The sequence below is a fragment of the Escherichia sp. KTE159 genome (assembly GCF_000408805.1).
GTDB lineage: Bacteria > Pseudomonadota > Gammaproteobacteria > Enterobacterales > Enterobacteriaceae > Escherichia > Escherichia marmotae.
The window spans coordinates 663,084-682,651 of the sequence record NZ_KE137292.1; the positions used below are offsets into that span (position 1 = coordinate 663,084).

Here is a 19,568-nt window from a genome sequence, read left to right on the forward strand (position 1 = left end):
AGTACATTTGAGGATGGCTATGGAACTGTATCTGGATACTTCAGACGTTGCTGCAGTGAAGGCGCTGGCGCGTGTTTTCCCGCTGGCGGGTGTGACCACTAACCCAAGCATTATCGCTGCAGGCAAAAAGCCGCTGGAGGTTGTGCTTCCGGAACTTCACGAAGCGATGGGGGGGCAGGGGCGTTTGTTTGCCCAGGTAATGGCTACCACCGCTGAAGGCATGTTGAACGATGCACGCAAACTGCGTTCTATTATTGCGGATATCGTGGTTAAAGTACCGGTGACCGCCGAGGGGCTGGCAGCCATCAAGATGTTAAAGGCGGAAGGGATCCCAACGTTGGGCACGGCGGTGTATGGCGCGGCGCAAGGTCTGCTGTCAGCGCTGGCGGGTGCGGAATATGTTGCGCCTTACGTGAACCGTATTGATGCCCAGGGCGGAAGTGGTATTCAGACTGTGACCGATTTGCATCAGTTGCTGAAAATGCATGCACCACAGGCGAAAGTGCTGGCGGCGAGTTTCAAAACCCCGCGTCAGGCGCTGGACTGCTTACTGGCAGGATGTGAGTCAATCACGCTGCCGCTGGATGTTGCGCAGCAGATGATTAGCTATCCGGCGGTCGATGCCGCCGTGGCGAAGTTTGAGCAGGACTGGCAGGGGGCGTTTGGCCGGACGTCGATTTAACAGGACGTTCACCATCCTCAAAAATTGATTATGACGTGGCGGAGTGCACCGACGCCTGCCGCGTCTTATCAGGCCTGGAAATCTGCGCCCGAACCGTAGGCCAGATAAGGCGTTCGCGCCGCATCTGGCGTCTGGAGCAAATGCCCATGCGATGCCTGCCGCGTCTTATCAGGACTACAGGCGACAATTACTGTCCGCACACCTCACATCCAGGATTGCGCATCAGCTTCATTTCGCGAAACTGACAGGTCATCGCATCGTACATCACGATTTTCCCATTGGCAGGTTTGCCATAACCTGCCAGCAGTTTGATCGCTTCCATTGCCTGCAACGAACCAATTACGCCGATCAACGGAGCCATTACGCCTGCTTCCACGCAGGTTAACGCGTTTTCGCCAAACAGACGACTCAGGCAACGGTAGCACGGTTCACCATCCTGCCAGGTAAAGACGGTGATTTGACCTTCCATACGAATCGCCGCGCCAGAAACCAGCGGCACCTTTGCGGCAAAACAGCCCGCGTTAAGTTGATTACGCACCGTGACATTATCTGTACAGTCGAGCACCAGATTGTGTTTGGCAATCAACGCAGCAAGTTCAGCGTCGTCAAGCAGCGCATTCACCGGTGTAATTGCGATGTGAGGATTGATTCGCGCCAGTGCCTCACGGGCGGATTCAACCTTCGGTTGCCCGACCGTGGCATCACTGTGTAGTGTCTGACGTTGCAGATTCGAGAGCGAAACGGTGTCAAAGTCGAGCAACGTCAGGTTGCCGATGCCCGCACTTGCCAGATATTGCGATGCTGCACACCCCAGCCCGCCCAGGCCAACGACCAACACGCGAGAATCTTTCAGCGCTTCCTGACCGTCAAAATCAAAACCACGCAGGATGATTTGCCGGTTATAGCGCAGCATCTCCTGATCGCTGAGTTCCGCCATTACAAGCCCCCGAACAACGCGTTAAATGGCTCGACTTCTACCCATTCGCCCGCTTCTACATTTCCGCGATCGCGTTCCAGCACGATAAAACAGTTACCGAGACTAAAAGAACTAAAAATATGCGAACCCTGATGTCCGGTGGTCGACACTTCCAGTTCGCCGTTGGCGTTGCGTTGTAGCACGCCACGCTGGAAATCAAGACGTCCGGGGGATTTCTTCAGTCGAGATACTGTGCGTACGCGCTGACGCGCTGGCAGGCCGCTGGCGGTGTTGCCGCTTAATTTTGCCAGTAACGGTTGTACCAGTTGATAGAAAGTCAGCGTCGCAGAAACCGGGTTGCCCGGCAGGCCACAGAACCAGCTATTAGAGAGTTTGCCGAACGCAAACGGTTTGCCTGGTTTAATCGCCAGTTTCCAGAATGCGATTTCGCCCAGCTCTTCGAGAATGTTTTTGGTGTAATCCGCTTCACCAACCGAAACGCCGCCGGAACTGATCACCACATCCGCCTGACTGTCAGCTTCAATAAATGCCGCACGTAATGCGTTCGGGTCGTCACGGATAATCCCTAAGTTAATTACCTCGCAACCTAACTGTTCCAGCATCAGGTGCACGGCGAGACGGTTGGTATCGTAGATTTGACCATCACCCAGCGGCTGACCGGGTAACTGTAACTCATCACCCGTGGAAAATAGCGCCACACGCACTTTGCGAATCACCGGAACTTCGGCAATCCCCAACGAAGCAATCACGGGCAGTTCGGCAGTAGTCAGGCGAGTACCTGTCGGGAAAACAACTGCTCCCGCGGAGATATCCTCACCGCGTCGACGAATATTTTGCCCGCGACTTACTTCAGCGGTAAAACGTACGCCATTGTCCGTTTGTTCAGTCTGTTCCTGCATTACCACAGCTTCACAGCCTTCCGGCACCGGCGCGCCGGTCATAATACGAATACAGGTGCCAGCAGGCCACTCGCCATGATACGGCTGACCCGCAAACGACTTACCGGCGACGGGCAGTGGTTGACCGGAAGCGACATCGGCTAAACGAACCGCGTAGCCGTCCATTGCGGAGTTATCAAACCCAGGGACATCCAGCGGCGAAGTGACATCGCTTGCCAGAATGCGACCAAAACACTGTACCAGTGGCAGCGTTTCCTGGGGAGTCAGAGGGGTAACGCGAGAAAGCATCTCATTAAGCGCGGTGTCGAGCGGCATCAAACCGGTGGTAAATTCCATGAAAACACTCCTGCGGAGGCAAAATCGAATTTGCTTATTATGTCAGAAAAACGCCCCGGACTGTATGCCACCTCGGGCGTAGCGTGGGTTCCTGCCTTTACATGCCATATACATCTTTCTATATTCAAAAATTGAATGAGTAATTCATAAAAATTCTGATATTTATAGCAAAAGTGGCGAGCCACCCTTTAATGGACGAAAACTATGGGCAAAGCAGTCATTGCAATTCACGGTGGCGCAGGCGCAATTAGCCGCGCGCAGATGAGTCTGCAACAGGAATTACGCTACATTGAGGCGCTGTCTGCCATTGTTGAAACCGGGCAGAAAATGCTTGAAGCGGGCGAAAGTGCGCTGGATGTGGTAACAGAAGCTGTGCGCTTGCTGGAAGAGTGCCCACTATTTAACGCCGGTATTGGTGCTGTCTTCACCCGTGATGAAACTCATGAGCTGGATGCCTGTGTGATGGATGGTAACACCCTGAAAGCCGGTGCGGTCGCGGGCGTCAGTCATCTGCGCAATCCGATTCTTGCTGCCCGTCTGGTGATGGAGCAAAGCCCGCATGTGATGATGATTGGCGAAGGAGCGGAAAATTTTGCTTTTGCTCATGACATGGAACGCGTCTTGCCGGAGATTTTTTCTACGCCTTTGCGTTATGAACAACTGATGGCGGCGCGTGAGGAAGGGGAAATGATCCTCGACCATAGCGACGCACCGCTGGATGAAAAACAGAAAATGGGCACTGTGGGCGCTGTGGCGTTGGATCAATACGGCAACCTGGCGGCAGCCACGTCCACGGGGGGAATGACTAACAAATTACCCGGTCGGGTCGGTGACAGCCCGCTTGTCGGTGCCGGGTGCTACGCCAATAACGCCAGCGTGGCGGTTTCTTGTACCGGTACGGGCGAAGTCTTCATTCGTACGCTGGCGGCATATGACATCGCTGCGTTAATGGATTACGGCGGTTTAAGTCTCGCGGAAGCCTGCGAGCGGGTAGTGATGGAAAAACTCCCTGCGCTTGATGGCAGTGGTGGTTTAATCGCTATCGATCATGAAGGTAACGTCGCGTTACCGTTTAACACCGAAGGAATGTATCGCGCCTGGGGCTATGCAGGCGATACGCCAACCACCGGTATCTACCGTGAAAAAGGGGACACCGTTGCCACACAGTGATGAGCTTGATGCCGGTGATGTGCTGGCGGTTGAGAACCTCAATATTGCCTTTATACAAGACCTGCAGAAAATGGCTGCGGTTCGCGGCCTCTCTTTTAGTCTGCAACGCGGCGAGACGCTGGCGATTGTTGGCGAATCCGGTTCCGGCAAGTCAGTTACAGCACTGGCGTTGATGCGTCTGCTGGAACAGGCGGGCGGTTTGGTAAAGTGCGATAAAATGCTGTTGCGGCGGCGCAGCCATGAGGTGATTGAGCTTAGTACGCAGAGCTCCGGGCAAATGCAGCATATACGCGGCGCAGATATAGCGATGATTTTCCAGGAGCCGATGACGTCGCTAAACCCGGTATTTACTGTGGGTGAGCAGATTGCTGAGTCTATCCGTTTGCATCAAAACGCCAGTCGTGAAGAAGCGATGGTGGAGGCGAAGCGGATGCTGGATCAGGTTCGCATTCCGGAAGCTCAAACCATTCTTTCACGTTATCCCCATCAACTCTCCGGAGGGATGCGCCAGCGGGTCATGATCGCAATGGCACTGTCATGTCGCCCGGCGGTGCTGATTGCCGATGAGCCGACCACCGCGCTGGATGTCACCATCCAGGCGCAGATCCTGCAATTAATCAAAGTATTGCAAAAAGAGATGTCGATGGGCGTCATCTTTATCACTCACGATATGGGCGTGGTGGCAGAGATTGCCGATCGGGTGCTGGTGATGTATCAGGGCGAGGCGGTTGAAACGGGCAGCGTCGAACAGATATTTCATGCGCCGCAGCACCCCTATACCCGTGCACTGCTGGCTGCTGTTCCGCAGCTCGGCGCGATGAAAGGGCAAGATTATCCCCGTCGTTTTCCGCTGATATCACTTGAACATCCGGCTAAACAGGAAAGTCCTGTCGAACAGAAAACGGTGGTGGATGGCGAACCTGTTTTACAGGTGCGTAATCTGGTTACCCGTTTCCCTTTGCGTAGCGGGTTGTTGAATCGCGTAACGCGAGAAGTGCACGCCGTTGAGAAAGTCAGTTTTGATCTCAGGCCTGGTGAAACGCTGTCGCTGGTGGGCGAGTCTGGCAGCGGTAAATCCACTACCGGACGGGCGCTGTTGCGTCTGGTCGAATCGCAGAGCGGCGAAATTATCTTTAACGGTCAGCGAATCGATACTCTCTCGCCCGGTAAACTTCAGTCGTTGCGCCGCAATATCCAGTTTATTTTTCAGGATCCTTACGCCTCGCTGGATCCTCGCCAGACCATCGGTGATTCGATTATCGAACCGCTGCGCGTACACGGTTTATTGCAAGGTAAAGAAGCTGCTGCACGCGTTGCGTGGTTGCTGGAGCGCGTTGGCCTGTTACCTGAACACGCATGGCGTTACCCGCATGAGTTTTCTGGTGGTCAGCGTCAGCGCATCTGCATTGCCCGTGCGTTGGCGCTGAATCCGAAAGTGATTATTGCCGATGAAGCCGTGTCGGCGCTGGATGTTTCTATTCGCGGGCAAATTATCAACCTGTTGCTTGATCTTCAGCGTGATTTCGGTATCGCGTATCTATTTATCTCCCACGATATGGCAGTCGTGGAGCGGATCAGTCATCGCGTGGCGGTGATGTATCTCGGGCAAATCGTTGAGATTGGCCCACGGCGCGCGATATTTGAAAATCCGCAGCACCCTTATACGCGTAAATTACTGGCGGCAGTTCCGGTGGCGGAACCGTCCCGACTGCGACCACGGCGCGTACTGTTGTCGGACGATCTTCCCAGCAATATTCATCTGCGTGGCGAAGAGGTTGCCACCGTCTCGTTACAATGCGTCGGACCGGGGCATTACGTCGCACAACCACAATCAGAATACGCATTCATGCGTAGATAACATTCAGGCGGAGAATAAAATGGCAAGAGCTGTACACCGTAGTGGGTTAGTGGCGCTGGGCATTGCCACAGCGTTGATGGCATCTTGTGCATTCGCTGCCAAAGATGTGGTTGTGGCGGTGGGGTCGAACTTCACCACGCTCGATCCGTATGACGCGAATGACACGTTATCGCAGGCTGTGGCGAAATCGTTTTATCAGGGGCTGTTCGGTCTGGATAAAGAGATGAAGCTGAAAAATGTGCTGGCAGAGAGTTATACCGTCTCTGATGACGGCCTCACTTACACCGTGAAATTGCGCGAAGGGATTAAGTTCCAGGACGGCACTGACTTCAACGCTGCGGCGGTAAAAGCGAATCTGGATCGAGCCAGCGATCCGGCGAATCATCTTAAACGCTATAACTTGTACAAAAATATTGCCAAAACTGAAGCGGTCGATCCGACAACGGTGAAGATTACGCTCAAACAGCCGTTTTCCGCGTTTATTAATATTCTCGCTCATCCGGCGACAGCAATGATTTCACCTGCGGCACTGGAAAAATATGGTAAAGAGATCGGCTTTCATCCGGTCGGAACCGGGCCGTATGCGCTGGATACCTGGAATCAGACCGATTTTGTGAAAGTGAAGAAATTTGCGGGTTACTGGCAGCCCGGTCTGCCCAAACTGGACAGCATTACCTGGCGTCCGGTGGCGGACAACAACACCCGGGCGGCAATGTTGCAAACCGGTGAAGCGCAGTTTGCTTTCCCTATTCCTTATGAACAAGCCGCGTTACTGGAGAAGAACAAAAATATCGAGCTGATGGCCAGTCCGTCGATTATGCAGCGTTATATCAGCATGAACGTGACGCAAAAGCCGTTCGATAATCCGAAAGTGCGTGAGGCGCTGAATTACGCCATCAACCGTCAGGCGCTGGTTAAGGTGGCATTTGCAGGATATGCAACGCCAGCTACCGGTGTTGTACCTCCGAGTATTGCCTACGCGCAAAGTTATCAACCGTGGCCTTACAATCCGGCTAAAGCACGTGAGTTACTGAAAGAGGCGGGGTATCCCAACGGTTTCAGTACCACGCTGTGGTCATCACATAACCACAGCACCGCGCAGAAAGTGCTGCAATTTACCCAGCAGCAGTTAGCGCAGGTAGGGATTAAAGCCCAGGTGACGGCGATGGATGCCGGACAACGGGCGGTGGAAGTGGAAGGAAAAGGGCAGAAAGAGAGCAATGTGCGGATGTTCTACACGGGGTGGTCGGCATCGACCGGCGAAGCTGACTGGGCGCTTTCGCCGCTGTTTGCTTCGCAGAACTGGCCACCGACGCTGTTTAATACCGCGTTTTACAGCAATAAGCAGGTGGATGAAGACCTTGCTCAGGCACTGAAAACCAACGATCCGGCGGAAAAGGCACGCTTGTATAAGGCGGCGCAGGATATCATCTGGCAAGAATCGCCGTGGATCCCGCTGGTGGTAGAAAAACTGGTGTCGGCACACAGTAAAAACCTGACCGGTTTTTGGATCATGCCAGATACAGGCTTTAGCTTTGAAGACGCGGATTTGCAATAAGCAACGCAGGGAGTGGAATGCTTAATTACGTTATCAAACGCTTACTGGGATTGATCCCAACGCTGTTTATCGTCTCGGTGCTGGTGTTTTTATTTGTCCATATGCTGCCCGGCGATCCGGCGCGATTGATTGCCGGCCCCGAAGCCGATGCTCAGGTTATCGAACTGGTGCGCCAGCAACTGGGGCTGGATCAGTCGCTGTATTACCAGTTCTGGCACTACATCAGCAACGCCGTACAGGGGGATTTTGGTCTGTCGATGGTGTCGCGTCGTCCGGTTGCCGATGAGATTGCCAGCCGCTTCATGCCTACATTGTGGCTGACTATTACCAGTATGGTTTGGGCGGTGATATTTGGTATGGCGGCGGGGATTGTGGCCGCCGTCTGGCGTAACCGTTGGCCGGATCGATTGAGCATGACCATCGCGGTATCGGGGATTTCCTTCCCGGCATTTGCTCTGGGGATGCTTTTGATTCAGGTGTTCTCCGTTGAGTTGGGGTGGCTGCCGACTGTTGGTGCAGACAGTTGGCAGCACTACATTTTACCCTCCCTGACACTTGGCGCAGCGGTGGCGGCGGTGATGGCGCGTTTTACCCGTGCTTCATTTGTCGATGTCTTAAGTGAAGATTATATGCGTACCGCGAGGGCGAAAGGGGTGAGCGAAACCTGGGTCATCCTCAAACATGGGTTACGTAATGCGATGATCCCGGTGGTTACCATGATGGGCTTACAGTTTGGCTTCTTGCTCGGCGGCTCCATTGTCGTGGAGAAAGTCTTTAACTGGCCCGGACTTGGACGTTTACTGGTCGATTCGGTAGAAATGCGTGATTACCCGGTGATTCAGGCAGAAATTCTGCTTTTCTCGCTGGAATTTATTCTTATCAACTTAGTGGTGGATGTGCTTTACGCTGCCATTAACCCGGCTATCAGGTACAAGTAAGGATGCGATTATTTAACTGGCGACGTCAGGCGGTGTTAAACGCTATGCCACTGGTAAAACCTGACCTGGTACGTACACCGTGGCATGAGTTCTGGCGGCGTTTTCGTCGTCAGCATATGGCGATGAGCGCCGCATTGTTCGTTATCTTATTGATTATAGTGGCTGTTTTGGCGCGCTGGATCGCTCCTTATGACGCCGAAAATTATTTTGACTATGACAACCTGAATAACGGCCCCTCTTTGCAGCACTGGTTTGGCGTCGATTCACTGGGGCGCGACATTTTCAGCCGTGTCCTGGTGGGGGCGCAAATCTCGCTGGCGGCTGGCGTATTTGCGGTGTTTATTGGTGCGGCGATTGGGACGTTGCTGGGCTTGCTGGCAGGATATTATGAAGGCTGGTGGGATCGACTGATCATGCGCATTTGCGATGTGCTGTTTGCGTTTCCCGGTATTTTGCTGGCTATCGCTGTTGTCGCGGTGTTGGGAAGTGGCATTGCTAACGTGATTATCGCCGTCGCTATCTTTTCCATTCCGGCGTTTGCCCGATTGGTGCGCGGCAACACACTAGTGTTGAAACAGCAAACCTTTATTGAATCAGCACGCAGTATTGGTGCCAGCGATGTGACTATTTTGTTGCGTCACATCTTACCGGGGACAGTCTCTTCTATCGTCGTGTTCTTCACCATGCGTATTGGCACCTCGATTATTTCCGCCGCCAGCCTGTCGTTTCTCGGCCTTGGCGCGCAGCCGCCGACGCCAGAGTGGGGGGCGATGCTCAATGAAGCGAGAGCGGATATGGTTATCGCGCCGCATGTGGCGGTTTTTCCGGCACTGGCCATTTTTCTGACCGTGCTGGCTTTCAACTTGCTGGGCGATGGTTTACGCGATGCGCTGGATCCCAAAATTAAAGGATAATCACGGTTGAATATTGCTTGAAAGGGTTATCACCTCGCAGGAAATTATTGCCTGAAGCAAGTGTTGTAACTTTTTGCTGATTTTGTAGAATCTGGTCATTTAGTTAAAAAGTCGCTGTGGGGAACTATTTATGCAGCGGCACAGCGTACTGGCAGTTATTTTGTTAAATGTATTAACATGCTGAGTTTATACGAAAAGATAAAGATAAGGCTGATAATTTTATTTTTATTGGCTGCGCTGTCATTTATTGGTCTTTTTTTCATCATTAACTATCAGTTGGTATCGGAACGTGCGGTAAAACGTGCCGATAGCCGCTTTGAACTTATTCAAAAAAACGTTGGCTATTTCTTTAAAGATATTGAACGTTCGGCCCTGACGTTAAAAGACTCACTCTATTTGTTGAAAAACAGTGAGGAGATTAAACGTGCTGTTATTCTGAAAATGGAAATGATGCCATTTTTAGATTCAGTGGGACTGGTGCTGGATAATAATAAATATTATCTCTTTTCGCGGCGGGCGAACGATAAAATCGTTGTTTATCATCAGGAAAAGGTTAATGGGCCGCTTATCGATGAGGCGGGGCGCGTTATTTTTTCCGATTTTAACCCGTCGCAACGTCCGTGGTCTGTATCCTCGGATGGCTCTGACAGTAGCTGGAATCCGGCATACAATTGCTTTGATCGCCCGGGTAAAAAATGTATTTCTTTTACGCTACGAATTAACGGCAAAGATCGTGATTTGCTGGCTGTTGATAAAATTCACGTCGATTTAAATTGGCGATATCTGAACGAATACCTTGATCAAATCAGCGCAACGGATGAAGTCCTGTTTCTGAAACAAGGTCATGAAATCATTGCCAAGAATCAACTCGCTCGCGAAAAATTGATTATTTATAATAGCGAAGATAGTTATAATATTATTGATTCTGTTGATATAGAATATATCGCAAGGAAATCGGCAGTTCCTAATAATCCATTGTTCGATATCTATTTTTATTATCCTACGGGGGATTTATTTAACGCATCAGACAAACTCTTTTATTTACCATTTGCTTTCATTATTATCGTATTGCTGGTGGTTTACTTAATGACTACCCGTGTGTTCCGTCGACAATTTTCCGAAATGACAACGCTGGTCAATACGCTGGAATTTTTACCCGACTCTGCGGATCAAATGCAGGCACTGAAAATTCGTGAAGGCGATGCAAAAGAGATTATCAGCATCAAAAATTCGATCGCGGAAATGAAAGATGCAGAAGTTGAGCGTTCAAATAAATTGCTCTCGCTGATCTCCTACGATCAGGAAAGCGGGTTTATCAAAAATATGGCGATTATTGAGTCAAACAATAATCAGTATCTGGCCGTTGGGATCATCAAACTGTGCGGACTGGAAGCCGTCGAAGCGGTGTTTGGCGTTGAGGAACGCAACAAAATCGTCAGGAAACTGTGTCAGCAAATTGCCGAAAAATACGCGCAATGTTGCGATATTGTGACATTCAATGCCGATCTCTATTTATTATTGTGTCGGGAAAATGTAGAGATTTTTACCCATAAGATCGCGATGATAAACGATTTCGACAGTAGCTTTGGCTACCGCAATCTGCGTATACATAAATCTGCCATTTGTGAACCTCTGAAAGGCGAAAATGCCTGGAGCTACGCAGAAAAACTAAAACTGGCGATTTCCAGTATCCGCGATCATATGTTCTCTGAATTTATTTTCTGTGATGATGAGAAACTCAGAGAAATTGAAGAAAATATCTGGATTGCGCGCAATATCCGTAATGCAATGGAAAAAGGCGAGCTATTTTTGGTCTATCAACCGATTGTTGATATTAATACCCGCGACATTCTGGGAGCTGAGGCGCTGTGCCGCTGGGTTTCAGCAGAGCGGGGGATAATCTCGCCGCTGAAGTTTATTGCTATCGCTGAAGATATCGGTTTTATCAATGAACTGGGTTATCAAATTATTAAAACGGCGATGGGGGAATTCAGACATTTTAGCCAGCGTGCGGAACTGCAGGAAGGTTTCTTACTGCATATTAATGTTTCGCCATGGCAGTTAAACGAGCCACACTTTCATGCGCGTTTTACAGCTATTATGGAAGAACATGAGCTGAAAGCGAATAGCATCTGTATTGAGATCACTGAAACAGTGATTGAACGTATTAATGAACATTTTTATCTCAATATTGAACAACTGCGTCAACAAGGAGTACGGATATCGATTGATGACTTTGGTACAGGTTTGTCAAACCTGAAGCGTTTTTATGAAATTAATCCTGACAGCATAAAAGTAGACTCGCAATTTACCGGCGATATTTTCGGCACTGCGGGAAAAATTGTACGCATTATCTTCGACCTGGCCCGCTATAACCGGATCCCGGTAATTGCAGAAGGTGTTGAGAGCGAAGAGGTTGCGCGTGAATTAATCAAATTAGGGTGTATTCAGGCCCAGGGGTATCTATATCAGAAGCCGTTGCCATTCTCTGCCTGGGACAAAAGTGGAAAGTTAGTAAAAGAGTAGTTTAGGTATGTCCAGAATCAATAAATTCGTACTTACAGTCAGTCTGCTGATTTTTATCATGATTTCAGCAGTTGCCTGCGGGATCTATACCCAGATGGTAAAAGAACGGGTGTATGGCCTGAAACAGTCCGTTATTGATACTGCTTTTGCGGTGGCAAATATTGCCGAATATCGGCGCAGTGTGTCAATTGATCTCATTAACACGCTTAATCCGACTGAAGAACAACTGTTGGTTGGCTTGCGCACAGCTTACGCTGACTCGGTTTCACCTTCTTATTTGTATGATGTTGGTCCTTATCTGATTTCCAGCGACGAGTGTATTCAGGTTAAGGAGTATGAAAAAAATTATTGTGCAGATATTATGCAGGTTGTTAAGTATCGGCATGTCAAAAATACGGGGTTTATCTCTTTTGACGGTAAAACCTTCGTCTATTATCTCTATCCGGTTACTCACAACCGCAGTCTGATATTTTTGCTTGGGCTGGAACGATTTTCGTTACTCTCAAAGTCGCTGGCAATGGATAGCGAGAACCTGATGTTCTCTTTATTCAAAGGTGGCAAGCCAGTTGTTGGGGATGAATATAACGCGAAAAATGCCATCTTTACTGTTTCGGAAGCGATGGAACACTTCACTTATTTACCAACGGGGTTGTATGTCTTTGCTTATAAGAAGGATGTCTATTTTCAGGTTTGTACTTTAATTATTTTCTTTGCCGCATTAGTGGCAGCGATATCGGGGATAAGTTGCATGTATCTGGTACGCAGAGTCATTAATCGCGGCATCGTTGAGAAAGAAGCTATCATTAATAACCATTTTGACCGCGTGCTGGATGGTGGGCTTTTCTTCTCGGCGGCGGATGTCAAAAAACTCTACAGCATGTATAACTCAGCGTTTCTTGACGACCTGACGAAAGCAATGGGCAGAAAATCTTTTGATGAAGATTTAAAAGCCCTGCCGGAAAAAGGTGGCTATTTGTGCCTGTTTGACGTCGATAAATTCAAAAACATTAACGATACCTTCGGGCATTTGCTGGGCGATGAAGTGTTGATGAAGGTAGTGAAAATTCTCAAATCACAGATTCCGGTAGATAAAGGCAAAGTCTACCGCTTTGGCGGCGACGAATTTGCGGTGATTTATACCGGTGGTACTCTGGAAGAGTTGCTATCAATACTAAAAGAAATCGTCCATTTCCAGGTGGGGAGCATTAACTTAAGCACCAGTATCGGCGTGGCGCATTCAAATGAATGTACTACCGTTGAACGGCTGAAAATGCTGGCAGATGAGCGGCTGTATAAAAGTAAGAAAAACGGCAGGGCGCAGATTAGCTGGCAATAATGCTTATTAGCAGGCCGGGCGGGTAATTTGCCCGGCCTGACATTAATTAAACCCGACTCCCCCACAAATCGTACTCATCGGCGTGTTCGACTTTCACACGCACAATATCACCCGGCTTAACGTTGGTTTCACCATTGAGATAAACCGCGCCGTCGATTTCCGGTGCATCTGCCATACTGCGGCCAATCGCGCCTTCTTCGTCCACTTCGTCGATGATCACCAGAATTTCACGACCCACCTTCTCCTGCAGACGCTCGGCGGAAATCTGCTGTTGCAGTTGCATGAAGCGGTTCCAGCGTTCTTCTTTCACTTCTTCCGGAACCTGGTCAGGCAGGGCATTGGCATCAGCACCTTCAACCGGGCTGTATTTAAAGCAACCAACGCGATCCAGACGAGCTTCTTTCAGGAAATCGAGCAGCATCTGGAAATCTTCTTCCGTCTCGCCAGGGAAGCCGACAATAAAGGTTGAGCGCAGTGTCAGTTCCGGGCAAATTTCGCGCCACTGTTTAATGCGCGCCAGTTGGCGATCTACAGAACCCGGACGCTTCATCAGTTTGAGAATGCGCGGGCTGGCGTGCTGTAACGGAATATCCAGATATGGCAGAATTTTGCCTTCTGCCATCAACGGGATGACGTCATCCACATGCGGGTAAGGGTAAACGTAGTGCAGGCGCGTCCAGATCCCCAGTTTTGATAGCTGTTCGCACAGGCTGACCATGCTGGTTTTTACCGGTTCGCCGTTGTGGAAGCCAGTGCGGTGTTTTACATCAACACCATACGCGGAAGTATCCTGGGAGATCACCAGAATCTCTTTAACACCCGCATCAACCAGACGTTTCGCTTCACTTAACACTTCGCCAATCGGGCGGCTCACCAGATCGCCGCGCATAGACGGAATAATGCAGAAGGTGCAACGATGGTTACAGCCTTCGGAAATCTTCAGATAAGCATAATGACGCGGTGTCAGCTTAACACCTTGCTCCGGCACCAGGCTCAGGAATGGGTTGTGTTTCGGTTTTGGCACGTAGTGATGAACGTGTTCCAGAACCTGCTCGTAGCTATGAGGGCCGGTGATTTCCAGCACTTTTGGATGGACTTCGCGGATTTGATCTTCTTTCGCCCCCAGACAACCGGTCACAATTACCTTGCCGTTTTCATTCAACGCTTCGCCAATGGCTTCCAGTGATTCTTGCACCGCACTGTCAATAAAGCCGCAGGTGTTGACGATCACCATATCTGCGTCGTCATAGCTCGGTACTACATCATAACCTTCAGTGCGCAGTTCAGTCAGAATGCGCTCTGAATCGACGAGGTTTTTCGGACAGCCGAGGGAAACAAAGCCGATTTTCGGCTGGGGAGTTACTTTGCTCATAGCTTAAAAAATATTCAGTTACAGGAAAGGTCAGGGCAGGGATTCTACAGAGTTCTGGATAAAATTTGTATCGCAATCTGGTCAACCGGTGAGGAAAGCGCCCCAAATAAAGGGGCGCAAATGAGGATCATGCTACAGAATTTTCAGTTAGCGTCTCCGTAGGCTGGCTGCTGGATTTGTCCCGCAGCGTAAAGACCGAAATAAGCGTGAAGCAACCGGCAATAGCCCCCAGGATTAGATAGGTTTCAGCAAAGCCAATGGTGTCATACAGATAGCCTGCAATGGGTGAATAGATTGCTGTGGCGATGGATGCCACAAAAAGCACTAGCAGGTAGACCGTTGAAGAGAGTTTATGATCAAAGTTAGCCGCGATAAATTTAAACACAGACACCAGGATCAGTGGTTTTTCGATGGCGTGCATCATTTTAACGGCTGCAATCCACACCGGTCCCAGTTGGATTGCAGAACCGGCAATGCGTAACGACATAATGGTTCCGGCAATCACTAACGCCCATTTTGCACCAGTGCGGTTAACAAACCACGGCATCAGGCAGAGAAATAAGGTTTCTCCGCAGACCTGAACAGAAGCCAGAATTCCGTACCAGCGATTGCCTTCTTCTGGTGTCGGAAATTGCAGCGAAAAATACTGTGCGAACTGTTGATCGTAGGTGTCATAAATTTGTGTTACGAACAGAGTGAACATCAATAAAAACCAGAACTGACTATTTTTTGCCAGCTCAAGGGCATGGATGGCTTTCAGCGAATTGGTTTTTTCAATTTCGGCCTCGGTAAGTTCGATTTTGGTAAACATAAAGCAGATTGCGGCGATCACAATGGCGCAGCTTGCCAGCCAGAAAGAGAGATTAGGGTTGGTATCAATATATTTACCAACAATCCACGCGGCGGCGGCCCATCCCAGAGAGCCCCACATCCTTACGCGACCATATTCAAAATGATAACGACGCGAAACTTTATCTATCCAGGAATCCAGAACGCCACAGCCAGAATTAAAAATGATCCCCAGGTAAACGCCACCCAAAACAGCGCCCAGCCAGAAGTTATGAACCAGAAGCGGGGCATACACATAAATAAAGAATGGGCCTACGGGAAGTAATAATGCGACGAGGAGCCAGATGAGTTGTTTCTTAAGACCAAATTTATCGGAGATGAAACCGAAGAACGGCTGCATTAATAACGCAATGAAAGCATTAACGGAATAAAGTAATCCTGTGCGTGTGGCGGTAATTTCCAGATGCTGTGTCGTCCATATGACAAAAAATGCCATCGTTGCCGACCAGGCGAAGAGGTACAGAAAATCGAAAATACTGAGCAAAATATAATTACGTTTACCGGGCAATAACATAGCCATATCCTCAATCACTGGCGTTGGGTCATTTACCGTTGGCACAGGCATTAGCTGTGCTTACTGGTTATTGTTTTGGTATGCATCTCCGGAAATGTCATACGTTAACAATTTCATTTTTACTCTGGCCCTGACATTGATGATTAGGCAATGTGTTAAATGAATGTTTGAGATTTACATCACATTTATTGCTGATAATAAAAAAGATTTAGCGAAATGGATCACTAAATCTTCTTTATGAGAACGTATTACTTTTATGCCTTGCGTGTTAGCTCATCTGCCAGCGTGCGAAGGTGTTCGGCAATATTCATCAGATCAGCCTGTGGTGAGTGCAGAGGGCCAGCAGAATTACGTACGACCAGACGGCTGGGAAGGATGGTTGAAGAGCGGAGCATAGCTTGTGCATCGTCCGGCTGTAAAATTTGTTGAACGGCAATTTTCCCTTGCAAATCAAAGTCGATTGCGACGGTCGTCAGTGAAGGTTCAAAAAACGCACTCTCATAGGTGTCGTCATAGCCAATGACAGAAATATCCTGCGGGATTTTACGTTTTTGTTGATGTAAGGCGCTTAACGCACCCAACGCCATCTGATCGTTCGCGATCAGAAGAGCGGTCGCCTGTGGCGTTTCACGTAGCATCTGTAATGTCGCCAGATAGCCGCTTTGAGCGTCCCAGCTACCGTAATGTATGGCCAGCGGTGTCAGTTGGAGTGAGGCGAGGGTATCGCGCCAGGTATTGAGTCGTAACCGCGCCGGTACTGAATTTTCAGGGCCAGAGATCAAGCAAAATTGACGATGCCCCAAGTCGTAAAGATATTTTACGCTGGCGCGTGCACCTTCTGCGGGATTAAAGGTGACGTTAAACACCGGGCTATAAGGGTCCACGTCGAGAAACAGACACAATACATCACTGTTTTCAGCAACCAGAGTTTCAGCCAATGCCGTTTCCAGGGGGGCGTTGATAATAATCTTTGTTACCCGTTGTGCTTTTAAGTCATTAACTGCAGCCTGAATACCTTTAATATCAACATCATCAATCATCGATATCAGCACCTGATATCCCTGCTCCCCGGCATATTTTTTTACCGCCGCCGCAATTTGTGAAGGGGCATGTAGGGCGAGTGAGGTGGTGACCAGCCCCACCGTTTTGCTCTCTTTCCCTACCAACTGTTGAGCTACGCGATTTGGAACGTACTTAAGTTCGGCAATGGCTTGTTCAATTTTTTGACGTGTTTTGGCAGACACGTTCGCTGAATTGTTAAGCACCCGCGACACTGTCTGATAAGAAACATTGGCATGACGAGCAACATCGGCAAGGGTTGCAGCTTTGGTTTTCATATTCGCCCCGGCTAAAAGATTTGTCACAGTATACCGCAGTGAATGTCATACGTATCACGCTCACGTATTTCAGCGCATGTCTGCCAAACCGTGGAGCCTGTTTGAATGGAAAAACGCGTAGTTGCTCACATTTCTACCGGACACTTCTTGCATAACGAAGCAATTAATTACTAGATGACAGTATTGTGAACGAATAACATTTTTTGTCTGTTTAAAACAATTCAGGAGTCAGCATGGACAAGCATCCACCGATCATCCCCACAGCCCCGTGGTTACTTCATGGTGCCGATTACAATCCGGAACAATGGTTACATGTCCCTGGGATCCTGGAGAAAGATATTGCCATGATGCAACAGGCTGGTTGTAACACCATGTCGGTGGGCATCTTTAGCTGGTCAATGCTGGAACCCACAGAGGGGGAATATCGCTTTGACTGGCTGGATGAGGTGTTGGATAAACTTCATGCTGGCGGGATCTCTGTCTTCCTGGCAACCCCGAGCGGAGCCAAACCCGCCTGGCTTGCAGCACGTTATCCAGAGGTTCTGAGAGTTAGCGCGTCACGCGAGAAAATGCTTCACGGCGGTCGCCATAATCACTGCCTTTCTTCGCCAGTGTATAAAGAAAAAGTGACGCAAATTAACCGTAAGCTGGCGCAGCGATACGCGAATCATCCGGCGGTTCTGGGATGGCATATCAGTAATGAGTATGGCGGTGAGTGTCATTGTAACGGATGCCAACAGGCGTTTCGCCATTGGTTGCAGACTCGTTACACCACTCTTGAGGCACTTAATCAGGCATGGTGGACAGGCTTCTGGAGCCATACATACAGTGACTGGTCACAAATTGAGTCACCTTCTCCATTAGGTGAGATGTCTAACCACGGCCTGAATCTTGACTGGCGACGCTTTGTCACATCGCAGGTAAAAGAATTCTATCAAATGGAAGTCGCGCCGCTAAAAGCAGAACGGCCTGAGTTACCCACGACGACCAATTTTATGTGGTATTTCAATGATTACAACTACTGGTCATTAGCTGAGGTTGTCGATTTTGTAAGTTGGGATAGCTATCCCATGTGGCACAAACAGGAAGATGAACGCGCCGTAGCTTGTAAAACAGCGATGTATCACGATCTGATGCGTACCTTGAAAAATAAACCGTTCATTCTGATGGAATCCACCCCCAGCCAGACAAGTTGGCAGCCAACCAGCAAATTGAAAAAGCCGGGAATGAACATTCTTTCTTCTTTACAGGCCGTCGCTCATGGCGCAGATGGCGTGCACTATTTTCAGTGGCGTAAGAGTCGCGGAGCCGTGGAGAAGTTTCATGGTGCGGTGGTTGATCACGTCGGTCATCTGGAGACGCGTACCGGGCGCGAAGTTATACAGCTAGGGCAACGACTGGCACATCTTAAGCAATTGGTCGGGACGAAAACTCAGGCTAAAGTTGCCATTATTTTCGACTGGGAAAACCGCTGGGCGGTTAATGATGCTGCCGGGCCGCGCAATTGCGGTATCCATTACGAACAAACGGTAGTGGATCATTACCGACCTTTCTGGGAGCAGGGGGTGGCGGTCGATATTATCAACGCTGATTGTGATCTTACGGGTTATCAATTAGTTATCGCTCCAATGCTCTATATGGTTCGCGATGGATTTGCTGATCGTGCCCGTGCCTATGTCGAAGCTGGTGGCAATTTTGTCACCACTTACTGGTCCGGGATTGTCAATGAAACTGATTTATGTCACCTGGGCGGTTTTCCTGGCCCGTTGCGTGACCTGATGGGCGTGTGGGCTGAAGAGATCGATAGCCTTAATGATTATCAGCATAACGAAGTTATCTGCGAGCCGAATGCCTATGGATTGCAAGGTAAATGGCAGGCAAGGGAATTATGTGCGGTTATTCACGCCGAAGGCGCACAGGTTCTGGCGCGCTATGGTGAGGATTTTTATGCAGGTACACCTGCGTTAACGGTAAATCACGTCGGACAGGGACGTGCTTTCTATGTGGCTTCGCGTAATGATGCGTCATTTCATCAAGCGTTTGCTGCGATGTTGATCAACTCACTTAATCTTCCAAAAGCCCTTGCGACTGAACTTCCTGTTGGCGTTATTGCAACGCGTCGGACAGACGGCAATCAGGAATGGGTTTTTGTACAAAATTACACTGCTCATGTACAAAATGTGGTGCTTCCTGGTGCATGGCGAGTGGCGGAAACAGGCAAGGCTTGTTCACAAGAATTAGAACTGGCACCCTGGGGATGCGAGGTACTGGAAAGAGAAATAATGTAAATTATTATTAATAAGATGTGAAGTATTGATCCTTGACAGCACTTTGTTCAAAAA

Annotated in this window: 14 protein-coding genes; 9 read left to right on the forward strand and 5 right to left on the reverse strand. The window is 49.5% G+C overall.

Annotation, left to right across the window (positions count from 1 at the left end; translation table 11 throughout):
• Positions 1-19 precede the first annotated feature (19 nt).
• Positions 20-682 carry a fructose-6-phosphate aldolase gene (gene fsa, locus A31E_RS18255; RefSeq protein ID WP_001516055.1) on the forward strand — a complete coding sequence of 221 codons (663 nt, stop codon included), beginning with the start codon at positions 20-22 and terminating at the stop codon, positions 680-682.
• Positions 683-869: 187 nt separating this feature from the next.
• Here fsa and moeB read toward each other — a convergent pair whose 3' ends face one another.
• Together moeB and moeA are read right to left on the reverse strand one after the other, a co-directional pair.
• Positions 870-1,619, reverse strand: coding sequence for a molybdopterin-synthase adenylyltransferase MoeB (gene moeB, locus A31E_RS18250; RefSeq protein ID WP_016248514.1), 750 nt, complete (start codon positions 1,617-1,619; stop codon positions 870-872).
• Entirely contained in the window at positions 1,619-2,854 is a 1,236-nt protein-coding gene (moeA, locus tag A31E_RS18245) for a molybdopterin molybdotransferase MoeA (protein ID WP_016248515.1), read from the reverse strand. Before moeA ends, moeB begins: the two co-directional genes overlap by 1 nt.
• A gap of 204 nt (positions 2,855-3,058) precedes the next feature.
• On the opposite strand from moeA, the gene iaaA reads away from it, so the two are divergent.
• The 7 genes from iaaA (at position 3,059) to A31E_RS18210 (ending at position 13,154) form a co-directional block, all read left to right on the forward strand.
• Positions 3,059-4,024, forward strand: coding sequence for a beta-aspartyl-peptidase (gene iaaA, locus A31E_RS18240; protein ID WP_016248516.1), 966 nt, complete (start codon positions 3,059-3,061; stop codon positions 4,022-4,024).
• Positions 4,011-5,882 carry a glutathione ABC transporter ATP-binding protein GsiA gene (gene gsiA / locus A31E_RS18235; RefSeq protein WP_016248517.1) on the forward strand — a complete coding sequence of 624 codons (1,872 nt, stop codon included), beginning with the start codon at positions 4,011-4,013 and terminating at the stop codon, positions 5,880-5,882. The genes iaaA and gsiA overlap by 14 nt, the downstream gene beginning before the upstream one ends.
• A 19-nt stretch (positions 5,883-5,901) precedes the next feature.
• Positions 5,902-7,440, forward strand: coding sequence for a glutathione ABC transporter substrate-binding protein GsiB (gene gsiB, locus A31E_RS18230; protein WP_016248518.1), 1,539 nt, complete (start codon positions 5,902-5,904; stop codon positions 7,438-7,440).
• Positions 7,441-7,457: 17 nt separating this feature from the next.
• A complete protein-coding gene (gene gsiC / locus A31E_RS18225; RefSeq protein WP_016248519.1) occupies positions 7,458-8,378 on the forward strand; it encodes a glutathione ABC transporter permease GsiC in 921 nt (306 codons plus the stop codon).
• A 2-nt stretch (positions 8,379-8,380) separates the two neighbouring features.
• Complete coding sequence (gene gsiD, locus A31E_RS18220) at positions 8,381-9,292, forward strand: glutathione ABC transporter permease GsiD (RefSeq protein WP_016248520.1); 912 nt, start codon at positions 8,381-8,383, stop codon at positions 9,290-9,292.
• A gap of 177 nt (positions 9,293-9,469) precedes the next feature.
• Positions 9,470-11,818: a sensor domain-containing phosphodiesterase gene (locus A31E_RS18215; protein WP_016248521.1), complete on the forward strand. Its 2,349-nt coding sequence runs from the start codon at positions 9,470-9,472 to the stop codon at positions 11,816-11,818.
• A gap of 7 nt (positions 11,819-11,825) precedes the next feature.
• Complete coding sequence (locus tag A31E_RS18210) at positions 11,826-13,154, forward strand: GGDEF domain-containing protein (protein ID WP_001516061.1); 1,329 nt, start codon at positions 11,826-11,828, stop codon at positions 13,152-13,154.
• 46 nt (positions 13,155-13,200) lie between these two features.
• Here the strand turns inward: A31E_RS18210 and rimO are convergent, their stop codons facing one another.
• The 3 genes from rimO to A31E_RS18195 form a co-directional block, all read right to left on the reverse strand.
• Positions 13,201-14,526: a 30S ribosomal protein S12 methylthiotransferase RimO gene (gene rimO / locus A31E_RS18205; RefSeq protein ID WP_000049369.1), complete on the reverse strand. Its 1,326-nt coding sequence runs from the start codon at positions 14,524-14,526 to the stop codon at positions 13,201-13,203.
• 127 nt (positions 14,527-14,653) lie between these two features.
• On the reverse strand, positions 14,654-15,889 hold the full coding sequence (locus A31E_RS18200) for an oligosaccharide MFS transporter (protein ID WP_016248522.1): 1,236 nt from the start codon (positions 15,887-15,889) through the stop codon (positions 14,654-14,656).
• Positions 15,890-16,143: 254 nt separating this feature from the next.
• Entirely contained in the window at positions 16,144-17,226 is a 1,083-nt protein-coding gene (locus tag A31E_RS18195; RefSeq protein WP_000849774.1) for a LacI family DNA-binding transcriptional regulator, read from the reverse strand.
• A 233-nt stretch (positions 17,227-17,459) separates the two neighbouring features.
• Here A31E_RS18195 and A31E_RS18190 point away from each other — a divergent pair, with 233 nt between their 5' ends.
• Complete coding sequence (locus A31E_RS18190) at positions 17,460-19,514, forward strand: beta-galactosidase (protein ID WP_016248523.1); 2,055 nt, start codon at positions 17,460-17,462, stop codon at positions 19,512-19,514.
• Positions 19,515-19,568: the final 54 nt, after the last annotated feature.

What these genes read in the sequence shown, in the direction of transcription:
- fsa (WP_001516055.1), top strand. Translation starts at nt 20, where the DNA reads ATGGAACTGTATCTGGATACTTCAGACGTTGCTGCAGTGAAGGCGCTG.
- moeB (WP_016248514.1), bottom strand. Translation starts at nt 1,619, where the DNA reads ATGGCGGAACTCAGCGATCAGGAGATGCTGCGCTATAACCGGCAAATC.
- moeA (WP_016248515.1), bottom strand. Translation starts at nt 2,854, where the DNA reads ATGGAATTTACCACCGGTTTGATGCCGCTCGACACCGCGCTTAATGAG.
- iaaA (WP_016248516.1), top strand. Translation starts at nt 3,059, where the DNA reads ATGGGCAAAGCAGTCATTGCAATTCACGGTGGCGCAGGCGCAATTAGC.
- gsiB (WP_016248518.1), top strand. Translation starts at nt 5,902, where the DNA reads ATGGCAAGAGCTGTACACCGTAGTGGGTTAGTGGCGCTGGGCATTGCC.
- gsiC (WP_016248519.1), top strand. Translation starts at nt 7,458, where the DNA reads ATGCTTAATTACGTTATCAAACGCTTACTGGGATTGATCCCAACGCTG.
- gsiD (WP_016248520.1), top strand. Translation starts at nt 8,381, where the DNA reads ATGCGATTATTTAACTGGCGACGTCAGGCGGTGTTAAACGCTATGCCA.
- A31E_RS18215 (WP_016248521.1), top strand. Translation starts at nt 9,470, where the DNA reads ATGCTGAGTTTATACGAAAAGATAAAGATAAGGCTGATAATTTTATTT.
- A31E_RS18210 (WP_001516061.1), top strand. Translation starts at nt 11,826, where the DNA reads ATGTCCAGAATCAATAAATTCGTACTTACAGTCAGTCTGCTGATTTTT.
- rimO (WP_000049369.1), bottom strand. Translation starts at nt 14,526, where the DNA reads ATGAGCAAAGTAACTCCCCAGCCGAAAATCGGCTTTGTTTCCCTCGGC.
- A31E_RS18200 (WP_016248522.1), bottom strand. Translation starts at nt 15,889, where the DNA reads ATGTTATTGCCCGGTAAACGTAATTATATTTTGCTCAGTATTTTCGAT.
- A31E_RS18195 (WP_000849774.1), bottom strand. Translation starts at nt 17,226, where the DNA reads ATGAAAACCAAAGCTGCAACCCTTGCCGATGTTGCTCGTCATGCCAAT.
- A31E_RS18190 (WP_016248523.1), top strand. Translation starts at nt 17,460, where the DNA reads ATGGACAAGCATCCACCGATCATCCCCACAGCCCCGTGGTTACTTCAT.